General features: G+C 61.8%; 16 protein-coding genes and 2 tRNA genes. 12 read left to right on the top strand and 6 right to left on the bottom strand.

The features are described 5' to 3' along the window. Positions 1-53: 53 nt before the first annotated feature. From AC04PH_RS09565 to AC04PH_RS09535, 7 genes are all read left to right on the top strand, one after another. The gene (locus AC04PH_RS09565) at positions 54-1,418 is read left to right on the top strand and encodes a glutamine synthetase family protein (protein WP_483065516.1); all 1,365 of its coding nucleotides are present in this window, start codon (positions 54-56) and stop codon (positions 1,416-1,418) included. A 3-nt stretch (positions 1,419-1,421) separates the two neighbouring features. Continuing rightward, positions 1,422-2,792, top strand: coding sequence for an aldehyde dehydrogenase family protein (locus AC04PH_RS09560; RefSeq protein ID WP_483065515.1), 1,371 nt, complete (start codon positions 1,422-1,424; stop codon positions 2,790-2,792). A 4-nt stretch (positions 2,793-2,796) separates the two neighbouring features. After that, positions 2,797-3,942, top strand: a complete 1,146-nt coding sequence (locus AC04PH_RS09555) for an iron-containing alcohol dehydrogenase (RefSeq protein WP_483065514.1) — start codon at positions 2,797-2,799, stop codon at positions 3,940-3,942. A gap of 66 nt (positions 3,943-4,008) precedes the next feature. Then, positions 4,009-5,070 carry an extracellular solute-binding protein gene (locus tag AC04PH_RS09550; RefSeq protein ID WP_483065513.1) on the top strand — a complete coding sequence of 354 codons (1,062 nt, stop codon included), beginning with the start codon at positions 4,009-4,011 and terminating at the stop codon, positions 5,068-5,070. Positions 5,071-5,134: 64 nt separating this feature from the next. Then, the gene (locus tag AC04PH_RS09545; protein ID WP_483065512.1) at positions 5,135-6,232 is read left to right on the top strand and encodes an ABC transporter ATP-binding protein; all 1,098 of its coding nucleotides are present in this window, start codon (positions 5,135-5,137) and stop codon (positions 6,230-6,232) included. Beyond that, positions 6,229-7,089, top strand: coding sequence for an ABC transporter permease (locus AC04PH_RS09540; protein WP_483065511.1), 861 nt, complete (start codon positions 6,229-6,231; stop codon positions 7,087-7,089). The genes AC04PH_RS09545 and AC04PH_RS09540 overlap by 4 nt, the downstream gene beginning before the upstream one ends. Beyond that, positions 7,086-7,934 carry an ABC transporter permease gene (locus AC04PH_RS09535; protein ID WP_483065510.1) on the top strand — a complete coding sequence of 283 codons (849 nt, stop codon included), beginning with the start codon at positions 7,086-7,088 and terminating at the stop codon, positions 7,932-7,934. The genes AC04PH_RS09540 and AC04PH_RS09535 overlap by 4 nt, the downstream gene beginning before the upstream one ends. Before the next feature lie 101 nt (positions 7,935-8,035). On the opposite strand, the gene AC04PH_RS09530 is transcribed toward AC04PH_RS09535, so the two are convergent. The 4 genes from AC04PH_RS09530 to AC04PH_RS09515 form a co-directional block, all read right to left on the bottom strand. After that, complete coding sequence (locus AC04PH_RS09530; protein WP_483065509.1) at positions 8,036-12,922, bottom strand: beta strand repeat-containing protein; 4,887 nt, start codon at positions 12,920-12,922, stop codon at positions 8,036-8,038. A 143-nt stretch (positions 12,923-13,065) separates the two neighbouring features. Then, positions 13,066-13,704 (bottom strand): glutathione S-transferase family protein, encoded by a 639-nt coding sequence (locus AC04PH_RS09525; protein ID WP_483065508.1) that lies wholly within the window; start codon positions 13,702-13,704, stop codon positions 13,066-13,068. Between the two features lie 123 nt (positions 13,705-13,827). Next, positions 13,828-13,902 (bottom strand) — tRNA-Asn (locus AC04PH_RS09520). Between the two features lie 85 nt (positions 13,903-13,987). Continuing rightward, on the bottom strand, positions 13,988-14,902 hold the full coding sequence (locus AC04PH_RS09515; RefSeq protein WP_483065507.1) for an MBL fold metallo-hydrolase: 915 nt from the start codon (positions 14,900-14,902) through the stop codon (positions 13,988-13,990). A gap of 44 nt (positions 14,903-14,946) precedes the next feature. Here AC04PH_RS09515 and AC04PH_RS09510 point away from each other — a divergent pair, with 44 nt between their 5' ends. The 3 genes from AC04PH_RS09510 to AC04PH_RS09500 all read left to right on the top strand — a co-directional run bounded on the left by AC04PH_RS09510 (position 14,947) and on the right by AC04PH_RS09500 (position 22,267). Beyond that, a complete protein-coding gene (locus AC04PH_RS09510; protein WP_483065506.1) occupies positions 14,947-16,266 on the top strand; it encodes an ATP-binding protein in 1,320 nt (439 codons plus the stop codon). Positions 16,267-16,343: 77 nt separating this feature from the next. After that, positions 16,344-16,985, top strand: a complete 642-nt coding sequence (locus tag AC04PH_RS09505; protein WP_483065505.1) for a hypothetical protein — start codon at positions 16,344-16,346, stop codon at positions 16,983-16,985. Positions 16,986-17,227: 242 nt separating this feature from the next. Continuing rightward, on the top strand, positions 17,228-22,267 hold the full coding sequence (locus tag AC04PH_RS09500) for a beta strand repeat-containing protein (protein WP_483065504.1): 5,040 nt from the start codon (positions 17,228-17,230) through the stop codon (positions 22,265-22,267). A gap of 185 nt (positions 22,268-22,452) precedes the next feature. Here AC04PH_RS09500 and AC04PH_RS09495 read toward each other — a convergent pair whose 3' ends face one another. Then, positions 22,453-22,719: a hypothetical protein gene (locus AC04PH_RS09495; RefSeq protein ID WP_483065503.1), complete on the bottom strand. Its 267-nt coding sequence runs from the start codon at positions 22,717-22,719 to the stop codon at positions 22,453-22,455. A gap of 334 nt (positions 22,720-23,053) precedes the next feature. Here AC04PH_RS09495 and AC04PH_RS09490 point away from each other — a divergent pair, with 334 nt between their 5' ends. Beyond that, the gene (locus AC04PH_RS09490) at positions 23,054-23,320 is read left to right on the top strand and encodes a hypothetical protein (protein WP_483065502.1); all 267 of its coding nucleotides are present in this window, start codon (positions 23,054-23,056) and stop codon (positions 23,318-23,320) included. 98 nt (positions 23,321-23,418) lie between these two features. On the opposite strand, the gene AC04PH_RS09485 is transcribed toward AC04PH_RS09490, so the two are convergent. Beyond that, positions 23,419-23,508 (bottom strand) — tRNA-Ser (locus AC04PH_RS09485). Positions 23,509-23,671: 163 nt separating this feature from the next. Here AC04PH_RS09485 and AC04PH_RS09480 point away from each other — a divergent pair. Then, positions 23,672-24,508, top strand: coding sequence for a DUF2059 domain-containing protein (locus AC04PH_RS09480; RefSeq protein WP_483065501.1), 837 nt, complete (start codon positions 23,672-23,674; stop codon positions 24,506-24,508). Positions 24,509-24,529 lie beyond the last annotated feature (21 nt).

Genomic DNA, 24,529 nt, shown 5'->3' with positions numbered 1-24,529 from the left:
GCGGCCATCGTCGCGTCGCCCCGGCAAAACCTTCAATAATACGGATCGCAGACATGCCCGCGCAGATGAGCTTTGATGACCTGAAATCCGCCGTGACCGACGGCAGCGTCGATACGGTGCTGGCCTGCCTGGTCGACATGCAGGGCCGGTTGATGGGCAAGCGGTTCCATGCGGTCAATTTCGTCGAATCCTCTTTCGAGGAAACCCATTGCTGCAACTACCTGCTGGCCACGGATCTGGAGATGGCGACGCCGCCGGGCTATGCCGCATCAAGCTGGCAGGCAGGCTATGGCGACTACGTCATGGCGCCTGACCTTGCGACCATCCGTCCGATGCCGTGGCTCGACAAGACCGTGATGGTGATGTGCGATGTGCTTGACCATGACACCCATGCCGCGGTGCCGCATGCGCCCCGCGCGATGCTGCAAAAGCAGATCGACAGGCTCGCTAAAATGGGCCTGACGGCAATGATGGCCACGGAACTGGAGTTTTTCCTGTTCGGCCAGACCTACGACGAAATTCGCAAAAGCGGGTTTCGACCGCTCGACCCGATCAGCGGATACAACGACGATTATAACATCCTGCATTCCACACGGCACGAAAACGTGCTGCAACCGGTGCGCAATCACCTTTTCGCTGCCGGTCTGCCGATCGAGAACACCAAGGGCGAGGCCGAAACCGGGCAGGAAGAGCTGAACATCCGCTATGCCCCGGCGCTGGCCTGTGCCGACCACCACACCATCGCGAAACACGCGATCAAGGAGATCGCATGGCAGCAGGGGCATGCCGCGACATTTCTGCCGAAGTGGCACGCCGACAAGGTCGGATCGTCGAGCCATGTGCACCAGTCGCTTTGGAAAGACGGTGACCCGGTTTTTGTCGATACGTCCGATAAGCTGGGCATGTCGGAGACGATGAAACACTACATGGCCGGGCTGATCGCCTATTCACCCGACTACACGGCGTTCCTTGCGCCCTACGTCAACAGCTACAAACGGTTTGCCAAAGGCACCTTTGCGCCCACGAAAACCGTCTGGTCTGTCGACAACCGTACCGCAGGGTTCCGCCTGTGCGGGGCAGGGACCAAGGGTATTCGCGTGGAGTGCCGGATCGGCGGGTCCGATCTGAACCCCTATTTGGCGCAGGCGGCCATGCTGGCCGCCGGGATCAAGGGGATCGAGGACAGGATGGAACTGGCACCGCCCACGACCGGCGACGTTTACGAGGACGCAAAAGCGACCGACATTCCGCAAACCCTGCGCGACGCGACCGAAACGCTGCGCAACTCCGCCATGCTGCGCGCCGCGATGGGCGACGATGTCGTCGATCATTACACCCGTGCCTGCGAATGGGAGCAGGAGGAGTTCGACAAGGTCGTCACCGACTGGGAAATCGCGCGCGGTTTTGAAAGGGCCTGATCCATGACCATCACCTGCATCTCACCCATCGACGGGTCCGTCTATGCGACCCGCGAAACGCTCGACCGGGACGCGGCAGAGGAAGCCGTCGCGCGGGCGCGCGAGACACAGGCGGCGTGGGCCGCGCGACCGTTGTCCGAGCGTATTGACCTTGTGATGGCAGGTGTCGCCGAAGTGGGCCGCATGAACGACGCCATCGTGCCGGAACTGGCGCATCAGATGGGCCGGCCGGTCCGCTATGGCGGAGAATTCGGCGGCTTCGAGGAACGCGCCAGCTATATGGCCGGGATTGCCAGCGATGCGCTGGCCGATATCGAGATCGAGGACAGCGCCGCGTTCCGACGCCTGATCAAGCGTGTGCCGCACGGGGTGGTTCTGGTCGTGGCGCCCTGGAACTATCCCTATATGACCGCGATCAACACGGTCGCGCCCGCCCTGATCGCGGGCAATGCAGTGGTGCTGAAACATGCGTCGCAAACCCCGCTGGTGGGGGAACGGATGGCGCAGGCATTTCATGCGGCAGGCGTCCCGGCGGACGTATTTCAGAACCTGTTTCTGGACCATGGGACGACGGCGGACCTGATCGCGGGACGCGCCCTCGGCTTCGTCAATTTCACAGGCTCCGTCAGCGGCGGGCAGGCGATCGAACGCGCGGCGGCGGGGACCTTTACCGGTGTCGGGCTGGAACTCGGCGGCAAGGACCCCGGCTATGTGCTGGACGATGCAGATGTCCCTGCCGCCGCAGAGACGCTGATCGACGGGGCGATGTTCAATTCCGGACAGTGCTGCTGCGGGATCGAGCGGGTCTACGTACATGAAAGCCTGTTCGATGATTTCGTCGCCAGGGCGGTCGAGATCGTCAACAGCTACCGGCTGGGCAACCCGCTCGACCCCGAAACGACCATCGGCCCGATGGCCCACGCCCGTTTCGCCGCCGAGGTGCGATCCCAGATCGACGCGGCGGTCGCGGATGGCGCTGTGGCGCATATCGACAGGTTTTCGGCGGATGACGGCGGGGCTTATCTGACCCCGCAAATCCTGACCAATGTCACCCACGACATGCGCGTGATGCGCGAAGAGAGCTTTGGCCCGGTCGTCGGGATCATGTCCGTGAAGGACGACGATGAAGCCATCGCACTGATGAACGACAGCCCCTACGGGCTGACCGCCTCGCTCTGGACGCCAGACAGCCTGCGGGCCGAGGCGATCGCGGATCGTATCGAAACCGGCACCGTCTTTCAGAACCGCGCCGACTACCTCGACCCGGCGTTGTGCTGGACCGGGTGCAAGAACACCGGGCGCGGCGGCGGTCTGTCGGTGATCGGCTATCACAATCTCACCCGCCCCAAATCCTATCATTTCAAGAAGGCCTGACCACATGACACTGACCGCCAACTGGTCCTACCCGACTGCGATACGCTTTGGCGCGGGGCGCATTTCCGAAATCGCGGAGGCCTGCGCCGTCGCCGGGATCAAACGCCCCTTGCTGGTAACCGACAAGGGGCTGGCCGGTATGGAGATCACCGCCCGGACGCGCGATCTGCTTGACACGGCCGGTCTGGGACGAGCGATGTTTTCCGATGTCGACCCGAACCCGACGGAAAAGAACGCGGCGGCGGGGGTGCTGGCCTTTCGCGATGGCGGGCATGACGGTGTGATCGCGTTCGGCGGCGGTTCCGGCCTCGATCTGGGAAAACTGGTGGCGTTCATGGCCGGGCAGACGCGCCCGCTGTGGGATTTCGAGGATGTCGGTGACTGGTGGACCCGCGCGAATGCGGATGCCATCGCGCCCATCATCGCCGTGCCGACGACCGCCGGGACCGGATCGGAGGTCGGACGCGCCAGCGTCATCACCAATTCCGAAACACATGAAAAGAAGATCATCTTTCATCCGAAATTTCTACCCACAGTCGTGATCTGCGACCCTGAACTGACGGTCGGCATGCCGCCGCACATCACCGCAGGCACCGGGCTGGATGCCTTCGCCCATTGCGTCGAGGCGTTTTCCTCGCCGCATTACCACCCGATGAGCCAGGGTATCGCGCTGGAGGGCATGCGGCTCGTGAAGGATTTCCTGCCGCGGGCCTATGCCGAGGGTGGCGATCTTACGGCGCGCGCGCATATGATGTCGGCGGCGGCGATGGGGGCGACGGCGTTCCAGAAGGGGCTGGGGGCGATCCACGCGCTGTCACACCCCATCGGCGCGATCTACCATACGCACCACGGCACGACGAATGCGGTCTGTATGCCCGCCGTGTTGCAGTTCAACGGCAGCGCGATCCGGGACCGGTTCGATATGGCCGCGGCCTATCTTGGAATCGCCGGTGGATTCGACGGCTTCTGTCGCTATGTCGACGATCTGAACCGGAGCCTGAATATCCCCACGCGGCTATCGGGTCTTGGGGTGACGGATGTGGATATCGACCGTGTCGTGGCCGGAGCGCTGAAAGACCCCAGTACCGGCGGCAATCCGGTCGAGATGACTGCGAACAATACGCGACAACTGCTGTTGGAGATCGTCTGATTTCATACAGCTGTTACGCTTGGGAACGACACACGCAAAAGCAAACCAAACAACGGGAGACTTCACATGACCAAGACACTGATGCTTACGGCTTCGGCGGCGGCGCTCGCCCTCGCGGTGCCGGCGCAGGCCGACACGCTGCGCCTTCTGACATGGGGTGGCTATGCCCCCGACGCCGTGATCGACCTGTTCGAGGAAGAGACTGGCCACACGGTCGAGGTGACGCTGTCCAACAACGAGGAAATGATCGCCAAACTGCGCGCGACCGGCGGCGGCGGCTTTGATCTGGTGCAGCCCAGCCAGGACCGGATCGCCGGGCCGCAGACCGAATTCGGTATCTACAAGCCGATGGACCTGAGCCAGATCGACACATCGCTGTTCATCGATTCAATGATGGCGGCGACACAGGCGAATACCACCGTGGGTGACGATGTTTACGGCGTCCCGCATGTCTGGGGCACGTCCGGACTGATCGTCAACGCGGCCGAGGCAGGCGATGTGGCCGACTATACCGACCTGTGCCAGGACAGTCTGGAAGGGCGCGTGACCTATCGTCTGAAGCGGGCCACGCTGATCGGCTTCGGCTATGCGATGGGGATGGATCCGTTTGCGGCCTATGGTGACGCTGACGCCTATCAAGGCATCCTTGATGAGGTCGAGGCCGCGCTGATAGCGTGTAAACCCATCGTACGCACGTATTGGAGCGGCGGAGACGAGTTGATCAATCTGATGCGGTCGGGCGAAACCGTCGCCGCCATGGCTTGGGACACCGGCGGCTGGAAGCTGAACGCCGACAATGCGGATATCAACTTCGTCGCACCCGCCTCTGGCGCGTTGGGCTGGGTCGATACATTCGCGCTGCCTGCGCAGGGGCGCGCGGACGAGGCGGCCTATGCCTGGATCAATTTCGTGATGCAGCCCGAAATCGCGGCGATGATTACCGACGAGGCTGGTAACTTCACGGCGTCGAAGGGTGCCGATGAATTCGTCAACGATGACCTGAAGGCGCGCTATCAGGCGTCGTTCCCGCCCGAGGCCGTGGACAACATCCGCTGGTATCCGCCCGTGCCCGCCGAAATCGAGCGTATCGAGGGGGAGGCGCTGGACCGGATCCAGGCCGCCAACTGAACCACGACGCAACCTGTGGCCCGGTGCATGCCGGGCCACAGGCTCCATAACGAAAGCACCGTCGATGCCATCCACCCATGACCTTGAGTGCCGGGGCCTATCGAAGACCTTTGGTGATGTGCAGGCGGTACGCGGAGTCGATTTTTCGGTTCCGGCGGGATCGTTCTTTTCGATACTGGGGCCGTCCGGCTGCGGCAAGACGACGATCATGCGCATGATCGCCGGGTTTCTGGAGCCGACGTCCGGCGATATCCTGATCCAGGGTAAATCGGTTCTGGGCGTGCCGCCGAACAAACGGCCGGTCAACATGGTGTTTCAGCATCTGGCGCTGTTTCCGATGATGAACGTGGCCGAAAACATCGGCTATGGGCTGCGCCGTCAGGGTGTGGCCAAGGCAGAAATCACGCGCCGCACCGGCGAGGTTCTGGAGCGCATCCATCTGCCCGACATCGCGACCCGCAAGGTATCGGAACTGTCGGGCGGGCAGCGGCAGCGCGTGGCCATCGCCCGCTGCATGGTGCTTGAGCCGGACGTGCTTTTGCTTGATGAACCGCTGGGCGCGCTGGATCTCAAGCTGCGCGAGAGCATGAAGGTGGAACTGAAGGCACTGCAGGCCGAATTCGACACGACCTTCGTCTATATCACCCACGATCAGGGCGAGGCGCTGGTCATGTCCGATGCGATTGCCGTGATGAACGACGGCGCGTTCGAACAGGTCGGCACCGCGCGCGATCTTTACTACCGGCCCGATACCGCATTCGTCGCGGGCTTCGTCGGAGAGGCGAACCGCTGGCGCGGGACGGTCGCCGAAAGCGGCGGGGCGGGTGCGACGGTCCGCACCTCGGACGGCATCGCGATCCAGACCGGCAACACCGATCTGCTGCGCGACGACACGGTCGAGGTATTCGTCCGCCCCGAAGCCATCACCGTCGCGCGCGACGCCGCCGGGGTGGCGGAGGAGGCCAACCGGATGAGCGCCACCGTCACGGCACTTTTGTTCAACGGCGCGGCCAGCCGGATTCTGGTGCGCGACGCGATGTCGGGGGGGGCGCTTGATGTGGCCTTGCCGCAGTCGTCGCAGTTTGCGGGTATGGAAAAGGGCGACACGGTACATATCGGCTGGTCACGGGCGCAGACGCTGGCCTTTGGGACGGCGGGATGAGCCGGTCGCTGGGTTTCTATCTGCTGCTTGCGCCGCTGGTGATCTGGCTGGGCCTGCTGATCGTCCTGCCGCATATCGACATGGCGATCGTCTCTCTGCGGACGCGCATCGCACCCGGTGAATACGCGCCTTCGCTGGAAAACTATCGCGATTTCATTACCGAACCTCTCTATATCAACACTTTCCTGCGGACGGCGGTGTTCTCGATCATCGCGACGGTGCTGACGCTCTTCATCGCGTTTCCCATCAGCTACTATATCGCCAAGGTCGCCAAAGGGCGCAGCCAGGCGGCCCTGTTTCTGATGTGTCTCGTGCCGTTCTGGGTGTCGGAACTCGTGCGCACGTTCGGCTGGATCATCCTGCTGCGCGAAACCGGGGTGATATCGGGCCTGTTGCAGTGGTCGGGACTGAGCGATCAACCTGTCGAGATGCTCTACAACGATGCGGCGATGATGCTCGGTCTGGTCTATACGTCGATGCTGTTCATGGTGGTGCCGCTGTCGTCGACGCTCGAAAGTCTTGACGATGCGGTGATCGAGGCGGGCTATGATCTGGGCGGTACGCGGTGGAGCGTGCTGCGCGAAATCGTGATCCCGCACGCGATGCCCGGCATCGTATCGGGCTGCATCGTTGTCTTTATGCTGTCGCTGGGCAACTATCTGACACCCACGATGCTGGGCGGCAAGGACAGCCTGTGGTTCACCGAGGCGATCTATTCGCAGTTCATCGTGCGCTTCAACTGGGAACTGGGTGCGGCATTCGGTTTTTGCCTTCTGTTCGCGTCATCGGTGATCGTCTGGGCGATGCTGCGCCTGACCGGTCAGACTCTCGAACGCACGATGGGAGAGGGGCAATGATTCCCTCGATCCCACAGCCGCGCGCGACGCGCCTGATCTACAACGCCTATGTCGTCGCGTTTTTCGTGTGGCTGGCGCTGCCATTGATCACGGTTTCGGTCTTTGCCTTCAACGACAGCCAGTTCCCGTCGCTGCCGTGGGAAGGGTTCACCTGGGGCTGGTTCTTCGGCGAAGAGCGGCCCCAGATCGGCCTGTTTCACGAGCGGCGGATCCTGTCGTCGATCTGGACCTCGGTATTTGTCGCCCTTTGCGTGTCGGCATTGTCGGTATTCGTCGGCACGACGAATGCCTTTCTGTTCAACCGCTACAGTTTCCGCGGACGCGGGTTCCTTTACATCCTGATGCTCTTGCCGCTTGTGGTGCCAGGAATCGTTCTGGGCATTTCGATCCTGATTTTCTCCAGTCGGATCGCGACCGGTGTGCAGGACGTCACCGGGCTTTACGTCGAGGCGCTGCGCCCGGGGCTGCCGCTTGTCATCGCCGGGCAGTTTTCGTTCATCACGACCATCGCCACGCTGGTAATTTCGGCGCGCTTGGTGAAGTTCGACCGCGCGCTGGAAGAGGCCGCACTGAACCTTGGTGCCACGCCGCTCGTCGCCATCCGCACGGTGACGCTGCCTTATCTGCTGCCCGCGCTGGTGGGTGCGTTCGTCGTCGCCTTCCTGATGAGTTTCGAGAATTTCAACACGACGCTGATGCTGGTGGGGTCCGATGCGCCACTGACGATCACGATGTTCGACCGTCTCAAGGAAGGGTCGACACCGGTCCTCAACGCGGTGTCGCTGCTTTTGATGATCGGTTCGGGGATACTTGCCCTGGTGATGATCGCGTTTCAGCGTCGCTAGGCGGGCAGGGGGCTTGCCGTGTGTCCACGAACCCCACCATCGGCCGAGCATGCCCGAGCCATAGGTGCGGGCATTGCCTTGACGATGAGCCGACCGCCCGATCAGAAGAAGGTGAAATCACCGACGTCGAAATCAGCCTGAAGCGCACCGATGACGGTCACGACACCATGGCTCGACGTGATGGTCACATCGGCCCCGGCCTGGGCGATGGTCAGGTCGCCGAAGGTCAGACCGTCGCGGTATTCGAAGATGTCCGACCCGTCCTCGAAACCGAAGACCCTGTCGTTGCCGGAGTTCGTGCGCATCACGAACGTATCCGCGCCATCGCCCCCGAACAGATCGTCGTTGCCGCCCCCACCCAGCAGGCGGTCGTCGTCGTCACCACCGTAAAGCCTGTCGGCACCACCTGCGCCGACCAGCACGTCGTTGCCGCCCAGCCCGATCAGGTCGTTGTCGTCGTTGCCGGAGGTCAGGTTGTCGGCATAGTTGGAACCGCCGACGCTTTCGACGTCGATATAGGTGTCGCCCGCGGCCTCACCGGCGTTGAGCGCCTGATTGATGAAGTTTGCGGTAATCCCGTTCGAGGCGCTGGTGTAGAACACCCGGTCATTGCCTGCGCCACCGTTCAGCACATCCGACCCCAGACCGCCGAACAGGTCGTCGTTGTCGTTGCCACCGTTCAGCGTGTCGTCGCCCACACCGCCGCGCAGCACGTCGTTGCCACCCAGCCCGTTGACCACATCGTCGTCCGCGCCGCCGTCAAAGGTATTGGCATCGTTGTCAAGTGTGTGCGTCACGGTATTGCCGGTGGGCGGCGGGGAGGGGTTGACGAAGGTAAAGTCCGCCGCGGTCAGGTTCGTGGCGGTAAAGCCCATCAGGCGGACCAAGCCGTTGATCGACAACACTTCGGTATCGGCCCCGACCTGCGTGATCGTCAGTTCAGCGAAAGCGCCCGGCCCGCCGACGTATTCGATCGTGTCCTCGCCCGAGACGAAGCCGAACACGCGGTCCGTGCCGGCACCGACCTGAATGACGATGGTATCGTCGTCGCCCTGTCCGAAGATGTCGTCATTGCCGTTGCCACCGAGGATCCGGTCCTCGCCGTCGCCACCGTAGAGCCTGTCGCGGCCACGCGCGCCGATCAGCACGTCATCGCCGCCAAGACCGATCAGGTCGTTGTCGTCATTGCCGGACGTGATGGTGTCGCTGAAATTCGTGCCATTGATGCTTTCGACAGAGATGTAGGTATCGCCCGCCGCTTCACCGGTGTTCAGTGTCTGGTTGATGAAGTTCGCGGTCACGCCCGCGGCGGCGTTGGAATAGAACACCCGGTCGCGCCCTGCGCCACCGTCGAGCAGGTCGGCACCGGTGCCGCCGAACATATCGTCGTTGCCCTCACCACCATAAAGCGCGTCATCGGCCGCACCGCCGCGCAGCGTATCCACGCCGCCATTGCCGTAAAGCGTGTCCTGACCGCCTTCGCCGGACAGGGTGTTGTCGAACGCACCCTTGTCGTCGGTGGTCTCCAGCACGTTGTTTTCGCCGTCGCCGACAAGAGACGCCTCACCCGCGACCCGCAGGTTCTCGATGCTGTCGAAGGTGTCACGGACGAGCGTCCCGCTGACGGTCTGTACACCCGTCGTCAGGTTGAATGACGTGGTGTCGGACCACGAGACGCCGGTTGCCTGGTAGGTGTCCGTGCCGGTCCCGCCGTAGTTATGATCGGTATCGGATGCTCCTGCGGACAGGTCGTCGACGATCAGGTCGTCGCCGCCGCCGCCATAGATGCTGTCCGCGTCGTCGCCGCCATTCAGCGTGTCGTTATTGGCCCCGCCGTAAAGGACGTCGAGGTCGTCACCGCCGTCCAGCGTATCGTTTCCGTTGCCGCCGAACAGGGAATCGTTCGCATCTTCGCCATTCAGGATATCCCGCCCGTCGCCGCCATAGAGTTCGTCGGTCCCGTCGCCGCCGTAGAGTTCGTCGTCTTCGTCATCGCCGAACAATTCGTCCGCGTCCGCACCGCCATAGATCGTGTCGGCGTCGTTTCCGCCGAAGATCTCGTCCATCCCGTCGCCGCCGTAAAGCGTGTCAGTGTCCTTCAGGCCGGTGATCGTATCGTTACCGTCGTTACCCGAAATGGAATTCGCGTCATTGGAGCCGCCAAGCACGTCGTCACCCTTGCCGGCGATGATGTTCTCGAATTGGGCAATGGTCGCGACCTGGACACCGGATGCGATCACGGTGAATGATTTTGCCTCCAGATCGGCAGCATAATCACTGCCGAAGGTTTCGAAGGCGAATGTGTCCGTGTCCTGGCCGCCGTCGAAGTTGTGGCCGGAACCGAGGTTCGATTGCCCGAAACCGGCCAAAGCCAACCCGATGGTATCGTCGCCCTTGCCGCCGAACAAGCTGTCGGTCGCGGGTGCGGGGAAGGACGTGCCCGAGGCGCTGCGGGTGAGGATGATGTCGTCGCCGCTACCGCCAAAAATCGTATTGTTGCCGGCGCCGCCAAACAGCGTATCGTTGTGATCGGATCCGATGGTGTTCTCGACATCGAACAACCGGTCGGTTCCGGCACCCAGCGTGTTCTGTCCGCTGGTCGTGCCCAGATCGACCCGCACACCGCTGGCCGCGCTGGCATAACTGATCGTGTCGATCCCGTCCTTGCCGCTGAACGTATCGTTGCCCGGTCCGCCGTCGAAAATATCGCCGAAATTGCTGCCCGTGACGGTTTCATCGTTGGCGTTACCGGAGACGATGACGGTGTCGCCCTGTGCGCCCCAATTGCTATAGGTCCAAAGGCTAAGATCGACGGAGGTGGTACCGTTCGATATAGCCAGACTGATCGTGTCGGTCGACCCGGTCAAATTGTTCCCGATCACGTTCAGCGCGCCGCCCGATGGCAGATAGTTGGTCCTGTAATTTATCGATTGGTCTGTATTCGTCCCGCCGGTGAACTCGATCGTTTCGATCGACGTGACACTACCATTTAGGTTAAATGCGGCACCGTCGGACCCGGCCATCCTGATCCTGTCGGATCCGTTGCCGCCGAAGAGAAAGGTCTGCGTCAGATTCAGGCTGTCGTCGTCGAACAGAAATATATCGTCGTCATTTCCGCCGAACAACTGCGCATTGTTGCGCACATGCAGGGTGTCGTTGCCGCTGCTGCCGGATATGTTGCTGCCTGAACCGCCGGTCAAAGTGTCGTCGAAATTTGATCCGCTGATCTGTTCGATGTTGCGCAGCGTGTCGTTACCGCTGGCCCCGCTCACGTTCGGGCCCGACAGATCGGTCAGGTCGACGGTCACGCCACCGGATGCATCGAAATAGAACACCGAGTCGTGGCCGTCACCACCGTCGATCGATTCCGCCTGATCAGACAGAATGTAGGTCTCGTCGTCTTGGTCGCCGGTCATGGTGATCAGGTCACCCTGATCGCCCCAATCGGTGAAGGTCCAAAGGCTAAAATCGATGGAGGTGGAGGTTGACCCAAAAACAACATCGATCGTGTCCGTCGATCCTGTCGAGTCGTTGCCGATCACATTCAGATCAGGATTGGTTATAAGAAAATTGGTCCTGTAAGTCAGCGACTGGTCGGTATTCGCGCCGCCGGTGAACTCGACCGTTTCGACTAAGGTGACACTGCCGAACAGGTTGAAATCTGCGCCATCGGACCCGGCCAGCCGTAGCCTGTCGGACCCGCTCCCGCCGAAGATTGCGTGCGAGGAGACAGCTACGCTGTCATCGTCGAACAGAAAAATATCGTCATCGCTGCCGCCGAACAAATCGACATTGTTGCGCACGTAGAGAGTGTCGTTGCCGCTGGAGCCGGATATGTTGCTGCCGAAATCGCCGATCAACGTGTCGTCGAAAGCGGAGCCGGTGACCTGCTCGATGTTGCGTAACGTGTCGGCGCCGCTGGCCCCGCTCACGTTAGGTCCGGATACATCCGTCAGGTCGACCGTCACGCCGCCGGCTGCATGGATGTAGAAGACGGAGTCGTGACCATCACCACCGTCGATAACTTCGACCTGATCGGACAGGATGAAAGTTTCGCCGTCCTCATCACCGGTCGCAGTGATCAGGTCGTCCTGATCGCCCCAGTCGGTGAAGGTCCAGAGGCTGAGATCCAAAGTGGTACCTGTTCCGAACCTCACATTGATAGTGTCGGTCGATCCTGTCGTATCATTGCCGATCACGTTCAGGTCAGGGTTGAGCAATAGAAAACTGGTACTGTACTCCAGCGTTTGGTCGGTATTCGCGACGCCGGTAAACTCGACCGTCTCGACCGAATTGACATTGCCGAAAATGGAAAAGTCGGCACCGTTGGAACCAGCCAGACGTAACCTGTCGGAACCACCGCCACCAAATATAAAGATAGCGTTAGGGGTCTGGCTGTCATCGTCGAAAAGGAAGATGTCGTCGTCTTGGCCGCCGAACAAGCGAACGTTGTGGCGCACGATCAGCGTGTCGTTGCCATTGCCGCCATACATGCTGTCGCCTGTTTGTCCGATCAGAAAGTCATCAAAGTCGGTGGCGTCCACGCGCGCGATGTTGCGCAGGGTGTCGAGGCCGGCCGCCCCGGCGACATTGCTGCCGACCAGGTCCGTCAGATCGACCGAGATCGCACCGGTCATGGCGGAATAGTCGACGCGGTCGGCACCGCTGCCGCCGTCGTAGTAATCGTTGCCGAGCGATCCATAATAGGTATCGGCACCCGATCCGCCGAAAATATCCTCGTTCCCGCTGTGGCCGAAAATCTCGATGCTGCCGGATCCGGTCGTGGTGAAATCATCGACGTTCGATGCCAGCGTGACTTCGACCCCGGTCGTGGCGCTGGTGATGTCCAGGATCAGATCGTCGACATCGACCGCCACACTTTCCGGGCCGCTATAGCCGGGATCGACGACGATGGTATCGTTCGCCGTGGCGGCATCCACCGCATCCTGGATCGTCAGATACCCGAACGGAACATTGAGAATTGCCATGATATGCCTCGCACCGCGTGGGCACGAAAATTGCGTGCGCACCAAAAAATCGAAATCAATTGGGCTCTTTTAGACAAAAAGGGGGCCTCTGGCAAATCTGGAAAACCTGACCCCCGGGTGGTTCCCGTCTGGGTTGTGCCCCGTCAGGGCATGGGCACGTTCGTCACGAAATGCGGAACCTGATAGCCGCGCTGCACGGCAGGACGGGCGGCGATTTTAGTGTACCAGTCACGGACCGCAGGGTAGGTGTCAAGGTCGATCTGCTGCCATTCAAATCGCGACACCCAGGGCCAGATCGCCATGTCCGCGATGCTGTAGGTTCCGCGCCCATCGCCCGCGACGAAATCGCGCCCTGTCAGCCGGGTGTCCAGCACGCGGTACAGGCGCTGTGCCTCGGTCGCGTAGCGCGCCGCGGCATAGTCGGATTTGCCGGGGTTGTATTTCACGAAATGGTGGACCTGACCCAGCATCGGACCCAGCCCGCCCATCTGCCACATCAGCCATTCCATCATCTGCCAGCGCGCAGGACCGTCGCACAGGAACTGCCCATACTTCTCCGCCAGATAAAGCATGATCGCGCCGGTCTCCATCATGCTGATGCCGGTCTCAAGGTCGACGATGGCCGGGATCCGGTTGTTCGGCGCGATGGCCAGGAAATCCGGCGCGAATTGTTCGTCCTTGGTGATGTCGATGGGGTGAACGGCATAGGGCACGCCCAGCTCTTCGAGCAGGATGGACACCTTGCGCCCGTTCGGGGTGGTCCAGGTGTAAAGGTCGATCATGGCGCAGGGCTCCCGTTTTGCATCGGTCGCAGTCTGCGCGTTCGCTCACAAAAGGGGAAGCGGTCAAAATCGCCGCAGGCGATACCGCCGACAGACTTCTGGTGGAATGGCGAAAGGGGATGTTGGCTCCGACGGTAGGGATCGAACCTACGACCAATTGATTAACAGTCAACTGCTCTACCGCTGAGCTACGTCGGAACACGGTGTGCGCGGTCTATAGCAATGCGATTCCGGCGCGTCCAGAGGGTTTTGCGCAGAAATTCGAATTCGGCGACAGGCTGCGTCAGGACGCCGGACCGGACCTGAATACGGCGCTTTGTGACAGGCCTGTCGACGGATGCGCGAGGTCGCGTTGAACAAGGTCGACAAGATGCGCAAAGACGTTGCGGCTGGCAGCCGGCAGCAGGGCCGGCGCGACATCGGTGTAGATCGCGGCGGTGAGGCTGTCGACAGTTTGCGGCCCTTTGTCCAGCAGTGTCCGAATTTCGGTCTCGCGCGCCCTGCGATGGGCGATCAGGCCGGCGAGCCGCGCCTGCGGATCGGTCACGGGCGCACCGTGACCGGGGTAGTAGATGCGCGACGGGATGGATTGCAGCCGCGCGCAGGAGGCAAGGAAATCGGTCATGTCGCCATCGGGCGGTGACACCAGCGATGTGGACCAGCCCATGACATGATCGCCGCTGAAAACGGTGTCGCCGGACCGCACGCAGATGTGATTGCCGATGTGGCCCGGCGTGTGCAGCACCCCAAGCGTCCAGCCGTCACCGGTCAGCCGATCGCCGTCAGCCAGCGTGATGTCGGGCCGGAAGGTCCGGTCGATGCCTTCGCCACCACCGGTGTAGCCACGGGCCACCAGCCCGCGCATCACGGCAGACCGCCCGGCATCGGGACCGCCGTACGCCGCAATCGGGGCGCCGGTCAGATCGGCCAGTGGCCGGGCGAGGGGGCTGTGGTCGAGATGCGTATGGGTCACGACGATATGGCTGACCGTGCGCCCGGCGATGGCGGCGACGAGGGCGTCGAGATGGCTCTGGTCCAGCGGGCCGGGGTCGATCACCGCAAGGCTGTCGTGGCCAAGCAGATATGTGTTCGTGCCGAGATAGGTCATCGGCGACGGATTTGGGGCCAGCACCAGCGCCACATCATCGGCAAGCGGCAGGGTCTGGCCCGGCACCGGAGCGAATTCGGCAGCGGTCATCTTGCGGCTTTCCGTTCGGGGCGGCGGACGATAGCGTTCATCTCATGTCCTTCGTCTGGCTCAAATCCTACATGCCGCGCAGCCTCTATGGCCGGGCAGCGCTTATTCTGGTGTTGCCGGTTCTGTTGTTGCAGTTGCTGGTGTCGGTCGTCTTTATCCAGCGCCACTTTGACGGGGTGACCCGGTCGATGACAAGTGCGGTGAATATCGAGCTGCGCTACGTGCGCGACGCGCTTGCCGGTGTCGACGACCGGTCGGAGGCGATCACGCGGCTGACGGATGTGGCCACGCCGCTTGAACTGAACCCGGTGTTTCCTGCCGGTCCGATTCCGGAGACCGATGTGATCCCGCTGATCGACCTCACAGGCTCTACCGTGATCGAGACCCTGCGCGCGGGCGTGCCGCAGGTCATGCGGGTGTCGCTCGCCGATCGCAGGATCGTGCAGCTGTGGCTGGAGACCGACCCGGGCACGGTCGCCCTGACGTTTCGGCGGGGGCGGGTGTCGGCGTCCAATCCGCATCAGCTTCTGGTGATCATGGTCGTTCTCGGGGCGGTGATGACGACGATCGCCTATTTCTTTCTGCGCAACCAGTTGCGCCCGATCAAACGGATGGCGGATGCGGCGACGGCCTACGGCAAGGGACAGGTCACCCCCTATCATCCCGGTGGTGCGACCGAAGTGCGTGCCGCGGGCACGGCATTTCTGTCGATGCGCAATCGGATCGAACGACAAACGCAAAGCCGGACGATGATGCTGTCCGGTGTGAGCCACGATCTGCGGACGCCACTGACCCGGCTGCGTCTTGGTCTGTCGATGATCGACGACGCAGAGGCAACACCGCTGCTGCGCGACGTGGACGACATGCAGCGCCTGCTGGATGCGTTTCTCGATTTCGCGCGCAGCGATGCCGGCGACGTGCTGGCACCGACCGACCCGCACGACATGATCGCAGCGGTTCTGGCGGATGCGGACCGGACCGGTCAGGCGCTCACGCGGGGCGTGGTCGAGGGTGCACGGGCGCAGATCAGCCTGCGGCCGCACGCCATCCGCCGTGCGCTGGACAACCTTGTCGGCAACGCCCTGCGCTATGGCGACAGGGCCATGATCGGCCTGACCGTTTCCGACCGCGCGGTGCGCTTCGTGGTGGAGGACGACGGGCCCGGCATCCCTGCACCCCGGCGCGAGGAGGCGCTGCGGCCTTTCGTACGGCTCGACCCGTCACGCAATCAGGATCGCGGCACGGGTGTCGGCCTCGGTCTGGCAATCGTCAGCGACATCGCCCGTACACACGGCGGTATGTTGCGCCTGTCGCAGAGCGAAACACTGGGTGGATTGAAAGCAGAGCTGGTACTGGCGCGTTGACGCAACGTCAGAGAATCCTTGCAATCGGGGCAACGGGCCGCGTTAGTTGTGGCATACGGATTTGGGAGGATTGATTGATGACATATAAATTTGGCTTGGCCGCAGCAACTGTCGGCATGCTTTCGGCCTGTGGCGGCACGACCCTTGGCATCGAGGATGTCGGCAGCGGCCCGCTGACGGCGGGTGAAATCAATGCTTTTGTTGACGCGGTCGACGATCTGGGTCCGCTTGTGGAAGGGGCGGTACCGAGTGCCGACCTGCGGACGAGCGGGTCCGCCACCTACAACGGCGCACTGTCGGTATCGCGTATCCTGGTGATGAACGACGCCGGCAATCTGATAGGCCGGGCAGAGATCGACGTGGGTTTTGCCGGTGCAGGCACCGTCACCGGGCGCGCCACCGATTTCGTTCATGTCAGTGATGATGCAAACGACGATGCGATCACAAGCGCGGATCTGACACCGGTCAGTGGGACGATCAATTTCGTGAATGGCAGCGTCGTGCGCAGCGAGGCGAATGCCATGTTGTCCGCTGACCTGACGGGGCAACTTGCGCTGCCGTCGGCATTTACCGGCGTGCCGGGGACGCGGCAGGCGACCGTGACCGGCGAGACCGGCGGTGTCTTTGCGGCCGATCAGATCGTCATCATCGGAGGACCGGAGTTCACAGGCGACGGATTTACGTTCAATTCCCTCGCGGTTGGTGTTCTGGAAGACTGATAGACTTTCCGGTGCCAAGGCGGCAGCACAGTGCCGGTAATGACACGCCGCACAATCGTTAACGGATCAGTCTTGCAATCATAGGACCGTTTGCCGTTCAATGCGCCCAGACAGATCGAGTAAATTTACGACGCCGCCCGGGCGAGCGATGCGCAGAATTTCAGCGCCGCTCCGGGCGGGTGGCTTAACGGAATAAATCTGGCACCGATGCGGTAGCCACAAATAAGAGCGGGGACTTTGAAATGGCGATTGGTTTGGGCGGACTGGCATTCGTTGGCTACAATTCCGAGGGCGAGGACAACTTTGCCATTGTTCTGTTGCAGGACATCACGTCCACGGAAACGGTGTTCTTCACGGATGATGAATGGGACGGCTCGGCGTTTCTGGGCGGGGAAACCACCTTGACCTGGACGACGCCTGCGAGCCTCGCTGCCGGCACGATCGTGCGGTTCGACAACGTCGCCCCGATTTCGGGTGTCAACACGACCGTCGCGAGCGTCAGCCATGGATCGCTCAATCAGTCTGCCGGAAATCCATCTGCCGGGCTGGCGCTAGGGACGAGCGGAGACAACATACTGGCCTATCAGGGCAGTGCAGGGTCGCCCAGTTTCATATCCGGCATTCATTATGACGAACAGGGGTTTGCGCAGGGGGGTGGTACGCTGAGCGGTACCGGTCTGACGATCGGTCAGAACGCGGTCGAGCTGGGCGGCGGTGCCGACAGTTTCGACGGCGGTGCCTATTCTGGTACGCGCTCCACTGCTGCGAACTTTTCCGACTATTCAGCCATCGTGAATACAGCTGCCAACTGGTCGCTGACGAATGATGGCGCATCGGTCGTTCCCTTCAGCACTGCGGCGTTCACGACCGGCGGTGCCGATACGACAGCGCCTATTCTGGTCAGCACCAGTCCCGCCGACAACACCGAGGGCGTGGCGGTAGGTGCTAACCTGTCGCTGACCTTCAACGAGGATGTCCAGAAGGGCAGCAGCGGGACGATCAGTATCGTGCGCAAATCCGATGGCACAGTGATCGAATCGATCCCGGCAAGCGACGGCCGGATCAGCGCGTCCGGCCCGACGATCACTATCAATCCGGCGGCCGATCTTGCGACCGCAGAGCGGTATTATGTCGAGGTCAGCGCCGGTGCGATCGAGGATACGTCTGGCAACGCCTTTGCCGGAATTTCCGGCCCCGGCGTATTTGACTTTGCCACGGTGACCCCGACGCTGGGTGCGGCACCGGCCGGGTTGACGGCCGGGTCCATCGCCTTCGTCGGGTTCAACGCCGAAGGCCAGACCGATGACATCGGGATCGTGGCGCTGGAGACGCTTGACGGCTCGACCACGCCATTTGCGATCTACTTTACCGATCAGGACTGGAACGGGAGCGCATTCTCCGGCGGCGGAACGATGACGTGGATCGTCGACGAACTGATCCCGGCGGGCACGATCATCAACTTTACCGACACAGGTGACGGCGGGGGAACAGACGTCGATTCGATCAACGTCAGCCACGGCTTTATCGAACGTGACGGGTCTTTCACCATCGCGACGGCCGGTGACGGAATCTATGCCTATGTCGGCGGCTTCGACGCGCCCCGCGCGAATGGTTTCCTGACTGCGTTTAATTCCGACGCGGTCGATCTGAACCTGACCAACACGGGGCTGACCTTCGGCGTGAATGCCGCTGACTTCGGCGCAATCTTCGACGGCTACGACGGCGGGCGTTTCGTCGGCGATCGCAGTTCGCAAACCTCGTTCTCGGATTACCAGACCATCATCAATGACCAGCCTTTTAGTGACTGGGAATTTACCAACGACGACGGCGAGGTGTTTTCACCGTTCGCCACGACGGCGTTTACGGTCACCGGCGTGGACACCACTCCGCCGGTCGTCGCTGCCTTGAACCCTGCCGATCAGGGGAGGGATGTCGCGGTCGGAGCGAACCTTTCGGCGACGTTCAACGAGACGGTGGCCAAAGGCACCGGCAACATCACGATCTATGCCAAACAGGGCGATACGGTCGTCGAAACCATCGACGTGACCAGCGGTCAGGTGACCGTCAGCGGCGATACCATCACCATCGACCCCAGCAGCGACCTCGATCCGGCGGCCGCATATTACGTGCAGATCGACGCGGGTGCGATCGAGGATGCGAGCGGAAACGACTTTGCCGGTATCTCGGACGAGACCACCTGGAACTTCTCGACCGCGATCCCGACGCTGAGCGCGCCGGGTCTCTCCACTGGCGACATCGCTTTTGTCGGATTCAACGCGGACGGTGACGAAGACCTTGCGTTCGTCGCGTTGACCGATCTGGATGGGTCGACCAATCCGTTCGACATCGTGTTTACGGATCGCGACTGGCAGAACCCCGGCTTTGCGACGACGGAAGGCGACGTCAGGCTGACGATCACCTCCGCGATCACCGCCGGTACGGTCGTCACTCTGACGGACATACTGGACGACAGCACAGCCGACCATGGCGCGTCGGTCGGCCTGATCACGACCCAGGGCTCCTATAACATGGCGCAGTCCGGCGACACGATCTGGGCCTATGTCGACGACGGCGCTGGCGGGCAGACGTTTCTTGCAGCGCTCTCGACTGAGCCTAACGGATTTGCCGACAGCGGCGGGCTGGCCGGGACCGGCCTGACGGCTGGCACCACGGCCGTCACCTTCGAAAATGCGACCTCTCCGTCAGAACCGGACGCCGGTGAATACACCGGACCACGCGCGACACAGTCGCCGTTCTCGGACTACCTTGCGCTGATCAATGGCGACCCCAACGTGACCGGGAACTGGAGCACGAGCGACACGGGCACGGACATCGTGCCGTTTGACGCCACGGCGTTCACGTTGCCCGCCAACAGCGCACCCGCCATCGCCGGTCTGGACGCGACCCCGACCGTTTCGGAAAGCAGCGGCGTGTTCGTCGTGCTGGACGGCGATGCGACGCTTTCCGATGCGCAGCTTGACGCGACGAATTACGCGGGCGCGACACTGACCGTGCAGCGACAGACGACCGCCAGCAGCTTCGACAGCTTCGGCTTCGGCGGCGGCACGGTCACCGCCAGCGGATCCGACCTGCAAATCGGCGGGACGACCGTCGCGACCTTCGCGCAGGCCGGCGGGGTGCTGACCATCACCTTCACCGCCAACGCGACCGCTGCCAACGCGGATTCGGTTCTGCAGGCGATTGCCTATCAGAACTCCGAACAGGCCCCACCCGTGGGGACCAGCCAGAACGTGACGCTCGATGTAACGATCAATGACGGCAACACCGGGGCGCAGGGTTCCGGTGGTGCGTTGGCGGATACCAAAAGCATCGTCGTCACGGTCAACGGCACCGACAACAACGACGTGTTCAACGGCACCGCGATGCGCGACGTGTTCGACGGCGGCGTCGGCAACGATACGCTGCTTGGGCTGGATGGCAACGATATCCTCACCGGCGGTGCCGGCAACGACGTGATCGACGGCGGCGTGGGCACCGTCGATACGGCGTCCTATGAAACCACGACGATGGGCGTCGTCGTCGACCTGTCGGCGGGGGCGGACAATGCGACCGGTTCCGAGAGCGGAACCGATCAGTTGGTCGGGATCGAAGGTGTGCTTGGTGGTTCCGGCTCGGATACGATTACGGGCGACGGCTTCGACAACTTCCTGAACGGCGGTGGCGGTCTTGATCAGTTGTTCGGGGGCGGCGGCAACGACACGCTCTACGTCGACGATGCCGATAACGGTTCCTTTGTGTTCGGCGGCACCGGTCGCGATACGGTGGTCGTGACAGCCACCACAGCCATTGGGCTGACCGTCAACAACGATATCGAACGTGCGATCGGCGGCGACAGCCGGGACACGATCACCGCTCTTGGTAGTCGTATCAACAACATCACCATCAGCGGAAACGGCGGTGTCGATACGCTGACGGGCGGAGCCGGCAACGATCTGATATATGGCGGTGACGACAACGACCGCCTGTTCGGTGGTGGCGGCAATGACCGCCTGTTCGGCGGGATCGGGTTTGACGGACAATTCGGCGGTGCAGGCAACGATTTCCTGTATTTCGAAAATGGCGACCTGTCGTTCGGCGGCCAGCTTTTTGGCGGTGCCGATTTCGACACACTCGTCGCGGTCGGAAATCTGGGCGTCAACACGACGCTGCAGACCGACATCGAACGGGCATTTGGGACGTTCACTTTCGATAGACTGAATGCCAGCAACCATTCCACCAGCGTCACGCTGAGCGGCCTTGCGGGGAGCGACGAGCTGACCGGCGGTGACGGCGCGGACCTGATCTTTGGTGGTGATGGCAATGACTCGATGTTCGGCGGGGGCGGCAACGATATCCTGAACGGCGGCACGGGGTCCGACAATATGTTCGGCGGGTCCGGTGACGACAGGATTTTCGCGAACTTCGAGGACACCGGCACGACCATCTTTGGCGGAACCGGCACTGATACGCTGGTCGTGGCGGACTCGTTCTCGTCGACCTTCACCCTCGCCGGTGACATCGAAAAGGTCTTCGGTAATGTCGGCGACGACACGCTGGACGTCAGCGCCAACATGACCGGCGTGACGATCAGCGGGCAGGAAGGGAGCGATACGCTGACCGGGGGCAGCGGCGACGATACAATATTCGGCGGTGATCAGGCCGATGCCCTGTTCGGCGGCGGTGGCAATGACCGGCTCAACGGTCAGGTCGGGGCCGATACGCTGTCCGGGGGCGCAGGTGACGATACGCTTTACGTCGATGCAGCCGATCTTTCGGCCGACGTGTCGGGCGGGGCGGACACGGATACCCTCGTATTCCTCGACGATACCGGTATGGCGTTCACGCTGAACGCGGATATCGAACGCGGCTTTGGCGGTGGCGGCGGCGACACGATGGATGCGTCCGCCAACACCGCGGGCGTCTTGTTGAGCAGCGGTGCAGGCATGGACCAGGTCATCGGCGGATCGGGCAGCGACACGCTTTTCGGCGGTTCGGACGGCGACCGGCTGACCGGCGGCGGTGGCGACGACCTGCTGAACGGCGGCGCGGGGGCGGACACCTTCGTCTTTTCGTCCGGCAGCGGTGCCGACCGCGTGCTGGTCTTCGAAGACGGCACCGATCTTCTGGACGTGACCGGTTACGGTATCTCTCAGGTCTCGCAGTTCACCGCGGTCACGACGGTCGGCGCACACACGCTGATCGACATCGACGGAACCAACAGCATCCGGCTCGATAATTTCCTGGTCGCCGATCTCGACAACAGCGACCTGGCGACGGTTTAGGGGCGCAAATACAAGACAGCGGATTGTGCGGTCAGCGGATCGCACAATCCGACATTCGCTGCGGCGTACAGCGTAACCCTGTCGTGCGCCGGGGCGACAGGGCATTCACACAGGCGCCTACACCCAGACGCATAGGCGCGACATGGACCGCGCCGGATTAGGCCGCGTCTTCGGGCGCGGCCTTTTTAAATGAAATGCTTATCAAGCCACGCGTTAGTACCTTTAAGCACATACGTGTACGCTGGTCGTTTAGTAAATTCGATAACCATTAACCTGTCGTCTTCATCAACGTATTGAGCGAAGTGGTCTTTCACTTCCTTCTGCGTATTGTTGGCCGAAAGCAACCACTGCGAAAGTTGTACTTTCACCGTATCCAGTTCTTTGAGCCGATCAATCAAAGCGTCGTAGCCTTTGTCTGCGACAAGATCATATGTGATGCTAAAGAATGCCATAGTAGTAATCGTCCTTTCTTACGCACTTACGTCGTAGTAGTTATTTTCGTTGCGCGGGCAGTTTTCGCGCAGAAGGTATGCGCACCGCTTCAAAGATGGATCATCCGTGCCGAAGCTTTCTTCGGAGTGGCCGCACTTGGAACAAGTCACTTCGACGCCTTCAACGGTCCCGTAGTCACCGTCCAAATCAACGTAGTCAGTGGTTGTCGAAACATATCCCATTCCGCGTTCCCTTCGAATGTCGCCGTCGCGTATTTGGCCCCCTTCAAGGGCCTTGCCGCAACCCCTTGTGTCGTAGCATAGTCGAATACGAACAATAAGGGAACATCGAAACATGATTAGTATCAAAGATCACCCGCTTTACATCTGCATGAAACAACTACCGCCGAAAGAGGTTGCCGCTTGGGTTCTGGACGACACGCTCGTAGAGAAAGCCGAAGTCAAGGACCGCAAGGCCGCGTTTCGCCGGGTCGCAAAGCACATCATGGGCGGTCGTGCAGAGCGGACGAAGTATGGCTTCAACTCCGACACGAACGGCAAAATCGCACGCGCTATGGAATGGGCGTTCAAGGCCGGGCAGAAGGTCGCGAAGGGCAAATGAACCGACGCAGCCTGTGGGCAGACTGTGGGTAGCGGAAATTCACCCCGAACGCAAAACCCCTTAAGATATTGAAAAATAACAGAAATATTGGATTAAAGTGGCGGAGAGACAGGGATTCGAACCCTGGGACCCCGTGAAGGGTCAACGGTTTTCGAGACCGCCCCGTTCGACCACTCCGGCACCTCTCCGCGCTGGGGTCAACGTGGTGGCGTTTACTGCGGGATGTGGGCCGGTGCAAGCGCAAAGCTGACGATCCGGGGGGCGGTCGTCGGGATGACAATCCCGTCAGCCCGCTTGGCAAGCCGTCGCGCGCGGATTATCTGACGGGAAGTGCAATCAGGGGTTTGTCATATGTTCATGCGACACGTCACATTGCCGGTGCTGCTGGCCACCGGATCGCTTTGGCTCGGCGGTTCCGTCGCGGCGCAGGACGACAGGACGCGCGCCCTGTTCGAGGCGATGGCATTGCCGGAGGTTCTGGACGTGATGCGCGCGGAGGGGCTGGTTTACGGCGACGAGATCGGCGCCGACCTCTTCGACGGGCCGGTCAGCGCGGACTGGCAGGCGAATGTTGCGGACATCTACGATATGGACCGGATGGAGACGCTGGTTGTCGACCGGATGGCGGACAGCCTTGCCGATGCGGATGTCGATGCGATGCTCGATTTCTTCACCTCGGACCCCGGTCGCACCTTCGCCCGGCTGGAGGTGTCCGCCCGCCGCGCCATGCTCGACGACGACGTGGAAGAGGCAAGCAAGGAAGCGGCCGCCATCGCGATGACCGATGAGACAGACCGCTACGCCCAGGTCACGCGGTTCGTCGAAGCCAACGATCTGATCGAGACCAATGTCGTCGGTGCGATGAATGCGAATTACGCATTCTACATCGGCCTGATGGACGGCGGCGCGTTTCCGGCCAGCCTGACCGAGGAACAGATTCTGACCGACGTGTGGTCGCAGGAACCCGAAATCCGTCAGAACACGACGGAATGGGTCTATTCCTTCCTGATGCTGGCCTATCAGCCCGCCAGCGACGACGACCTGGACGCCTACATCGCGTTCTCGTCCAGTGACGTGGGGCAGGATCTCAATCAGGCGCTTTTCGTGGCGTTTGACGAAATGTTCGTGCAGATCAGCCGCGGACTTGGGCTTGCGGCGTCGCAATACATGATCGGGTCGGAACTCTGATCACCGGTCATCGCGCGGCAC

The sequence above is a fragment of the Yoonia sp. KMU-150 genome (genome assembly GCF_056858355.1).
The sequence above is the reverse complement of the archived record's forward strand: the minus strand, read 5'-3'. Positions and strand labels throughout refer to the sequence as shown.

Coding starts and splice junctions, on each gene's coding strand:
- AC04PH_RS09495 (WP_483065503.1), bottom strand. CDS start 22,719: ATGGCATTCTTTAGCATCACATATGATCTTGTCGCAGACAAAGGCTAC.
- AC04PH_RS09545 (WP_483065512.1), top strand. CDS start 5,135: ATGCCATCCACCCATGACCTTGAGTGCCGGGGCCTATCGAAGACCTTT.
- AC04PH_RS09550 (WP_483065513.1), top strand. CDS start 4,009: ATGACCAAGACACTGATGCTTACGGCTTCGGCGGCGGCGCTCGCCCTC.
- AC04PH_RS09560 (WP_483065515.1), top strand. CDS start 1,422: ATGACCATCACCTGCATCTCACCCATCGACGGGTCCGTCTATGCGACC.
- AC04PH_RS09555 (WP_483065514.1), top strand. CDS start 2,797: ATGACACTGACCGCCAACTGGTCCTACCCGACTGCGATACGCTTTGGC.
- AC04PH_RS09505 (WP_483065505.1), top strand. CDS start 16,344: ATGACATATAAATTTGGCTTGGCCGCAGCAACTGTCGGCATGCTTTCG.
- AC04PH_RS09510 (WP_483065506.1), top strand. CDS start 14,947: ATGTCCTTCGTCTGGCTCAAATCCTACATGCCGCGCAGCCTCTATGGC.
- AC04PH_RS09530 (WP_483065509.1), bottom strand. CDS start 12,922: ATGGCAATTCTCAATGTTCCGTTCGGGTATCTGACGATCCAGGATGCG.
- AC04PH_RS09535 (WP_483065510.1), top strand. CDS start 7,086: ATGATTCCCTCGATCCCACAGCCGCGCGCGACGCGCCTGATCTACAAC.
- AC04PH_RS09500 (WP_483065504.1), top strand. CDS start 17,228: ATGGCGATTGGTTTGGGCGGACTGGCATTCGTTGGCTACAATTCCGAG.
- AC04PH_RS09565 (WP_483065516.1), top strand. CDS start 54: ATGCCCGCGCAGATGAGCTTTGATGACCTGAAATCCGCCGTGACCGAC.
- AC04PH_RS09490 (WP_483065502.1), top strand. CDS start 23,054: ATGATTAGTATCAAAGATCACCCGCTTTACATCTGCATGAAACAACTA.
- AC04PH_RS09515 (WP_483065507.1), bottom strand. CDS start 14,902: ATGACCGCTGCCGAATTCGCTCCGGTGCCGGGCCAGACCCTGCCGCTT.
- AC04PH_RS09540 (WP_483065511.1), top strand. CDS start 6,229: ATGAGCCGGTCGCTGGGTTTCTATCTGCTGCTTGCGCCGCTGGTGATC.
- AC04PH_RS09525 (WP_483065508.1), bottom strand. CDS start 13,704: ATGATCGACCTTTACACCTGGACCACCCCGAACGGGCGCAAGGTGTCC.
- AC04PH_RS09480 (WP_483065501.1), top strand. CDS start 23,672: ATGTTCATGCGACACGTCACATTGCCGGTGCTGCTGGCCACCGGATCG.